This window comes from Bartonella sp. MM73XJBT.G, assembly GCF_028618435.1.
Lineage (GTDB): Bacteria > Pseudomonadota > Alphaproteobacteria > Rhizobiales > Rhizobiaceae > Bartonella.
In genome coordinates this window covers 1-2,722 of the sequence record NZ_JAQISW010000060.1, presented here as the reverse complement: position 1 = coordinate 2,722, position 2,722 = coordinate 1, and the positions used below count along the sequence as shown (strand labels likewise).

Annotated in this window: 4 protein-coding genes; all 4 read right to left on the bottom strand. The window is 37.2% G+C overall.

Annotated elements, in window-relative coordinates:
- Positions 1-59: 59 nt before the first annotated feature.
- The 4 genes from PVV59_RS09710 to PVV59_RS09695 all read right to left on the bottom strand — a co-directional run bounded on the left by PVV59_RS09710 (position 60) and on the right by PVV59_RS09695 (position 2,198).
- The gene (locus tag PVV59_RS09710) at positions 60-644 is read right to left on the bottom strand and encodes a hypothetical protein (RefSeq protein ID WP_273755876.1); all 585 of its coding nucleotides are present in this window, start codon (positions 642-644) and stop codon (positions 60-62) included.
- 12 nt (positions 645-656) lie between these two features.
- On the bottom strand, positions 657-1,388 hold the full coding sequence (locus PVV59_RS09705; RefSeq protein ID WP_273755877.1) for a Rha family transcriptional regulator: 732 nt from the start codon (positions 1,386-1,388) through the stop codon (positions 657-659).
- 14 nt (positions 1,389-1,402) lie between these two features.
- Positions 1,403-1,759, bottom strand: coding sequence for an antA/AntB antirepressor family protein (locus tag PVV59_RS09700; RefSeq protein ID WP_273755875.1), 357 nt, complete (start codon positions 1,757-1,759; stop codon positions 1,403-1,405).
- A gap of 64 nt (positions 1,760-1,823) precedes the next feature.
- The gene (locus PVV59_RS09695; RefSeq protein ID WP_273755874.1) at positions 1,824-2,198 is read right to left on the bottom strand and encodes a hypothetical protein; all 375 of its coding nucleotides are present in this window, start codon (positions 2,196-2,198) and stop codon (positions 1,824-1,826) included.
- Positions 2,199-2,722 lie beyond the last annotated feature (524 nt).

Here is a 2,722-nt window from a genome sequence, read left to right as displayed (position 1 = left end):
TCCCCCGTGGCGTGAATCACGCATGTGTTAAAAGTTTGTTTTTCGGTGTTAGAAACGGCTTATAGAGATACTATAAGATTAGTCGTTCGTATTTTCTCATCTGGTTTGTTTTCTAGTTGAGATTCTTTTATCGCCATCAATCCAGTCGTCCCAACATACACATGCTTCACCGTAAATTTTGCATGACCGTAAATATGCGCATCACCGTAAACTTGCGCATTGCCGTAAACACGCGCCCTATCGTAAATGTATGCCTCTTCGTAAACTTGTGCATTGCCATAAACTTCTGCATTATCAAAAACGTGCGGTTCACCGCAAATATATGCATCACCGTAAACTTCTGCATGACCGTAAATGCATGGTTCATCGAAAACTTCTGCTTTGCCATAGATACGAGATTTGTCGTAAACTTGTGCATAACCGTAAACTTGTGCATTTTCGTAAACCTTAGCATCATCATAAACCTTGGCATAACCCCCAATCCAGCAATTACCATGATGCGATAGGTTGTCTTCTTTTGCTATAAAGCCGCCAAGATCACCTGCCTTTACATCTCCAAAGTCTTTCAATGCACGGATGCGGTAAAGCGTAATGTGTCCATCAACTTCAATTGTTTCGTCAGTAAGTTCGTATTTCTTTTCCATAGTGACAGCCTCTTAATGCATGCTTTGTCTTTTAAGCTCTTGAGACAGCAGCCCCATGCCTTTTGTGGTAATTTTTGCGCAAGGAATGACTTTTTCTATTCCGCAGGCGGTTTGAAGTGTGATAGTTGGACAGTCCATAAGTTGCTTTTGGATTTTGTCTTGATAAGGGAGTAAATTTCCACCTGCTGCACGTCTATAAACCCACCCTTTTTGCTGTAAGAATTGAATGAATTGTTTTGGTTGCATTTCGAGGATTTTCGCGGCTTCTGTAAGACCAAAGAGCCCATCATGACGCTGTAAGCTTTCAAGTGCCATTGCCTTTGGTTTTAAATTTGCAATAATGTTATCTTTTTGTTCATTTTCATTTTTGAGATACGTTAAAACACCAAGCATAACTTGAGGGCTTGAGTAGTCGATTTGTGGTATTGCTGCTTGCTTTTCCAATTCTTGCCACCGATCAATTATTTTTGCTCGTAAGGCAGTGCTATAACCAGATACGAGAATTAAGCATTCACGTTTAGGGAGATTATAACAAGGGCGGCTTTCCCCTTTGCTATCAAGATAATAACCACTAAAATCAACCACCCCAAATTTGGGGGCGTTAAGTTCTTCAAGCATTTTCTTGATATCACGCATAACATGGTCATGTCTTTTACTGCACAATTCTGCAATTTCACGACTAGACATGGTTGGAACAGTTGTGTTTTGAAAATTGTTTTCAGATGTTATAATAAGGCTTTTCATCATCACCTCCTTAATTAAGAAAAACATAAGTTTTGGTATAATATTCTGCCATAGTTTCTATGGCGCTCTGCTTTAGCGATTTTCTTTGCTGCGTGAATTTTGAAGTAATGATTATCAGTTTTATCTGTTTCTATTTCAGATTTTGGACAAATCTTCTGTCTGTTCCATTCTTGTTTTGTAAAAACAAAATCCACGCCTTCTTTTAGATCAAACTTTTCAACACAATCGTTAAACCAAGTGGAAAAATCTTGTTTCAAATGTAAGTGCCTATGCATTACATGGGCTTTGATCATTTTGGCATAACCAATTTTGTTGTCTACCTCGTTTTCAGGTATGAGATATCCTTCACTATCATTATCATGTGTGTTCATAAGTTTACTCTAATCAATTATTGATGGGAAAAGGGGAGGCGCTTTTTAAACGCCCTTCAGAATTTTAAAGCACATCACAAGGACGCAAACGGTGCTGTTGTTCATAAGTACCGTACATTTCATCTTCATATTTTTCTTCTGCGATCTCTTCTAAAATTTCATTGTAGATATCACTTTCACGTACAAAGTCATGAACTTTACTCTCCTCATGGAGATGTTCGATATTTTCTTTTACATATGCTTCTGCAATCTGTTCAGAAATGTCTTCACAACTTTTTTCAGAAGGATTTATACGAAAGATTTGGATGGCATCATCTCCCTCATCAACAATGCTTAGAATTTGGCTTGCATCAAGCGGTCCAGACTCTGCAATGTTTTGATCATCATCGTAGGTAACTAATAAAATTTCATCAGAATTTATAAGAATTGGCTTTTCCATAATTTCCCCTCCCTAACGCCTAATAGCGATTGTTTGTGTTAATGTAATTTAATCTACACCAGATCGGCTTTTGCTTCTTCGTGATATGTTGTTATAGAGGAGTATACCGTAAAGGATTATTATGGTCAAGCCATTTTATGCTAAAGTGGTTTTTTTATAAATGAACTTTAATATTTATTACGAATCGGTTTGAGTATTGTAGCGTTCAGTGTAGAGGCATGATACTTTCTAGTATCCCTTAAAAAAATAAATCAGTTAGCTGTATTTGAAATTTATATGCAGGAAAAATTGGGGCAGTGTGCAGACAGAGCCAATCGATGGGTAGATAACGCCGTAGTTTTTTATAAAAACTGCGGACGAACAAAAAAAACCCGCTTCAGCGGGGCATACATAGGTTGTAGAATATCTTATAAATATTTTTTTGCTGTTTCTCTTATTCTGTCTGCAAAATCATAAATATTATCTAGCGTTTCAATACCGACTTTTTCATCAATATCAGTATCGAAAAGGGCTAGTTGCTTATG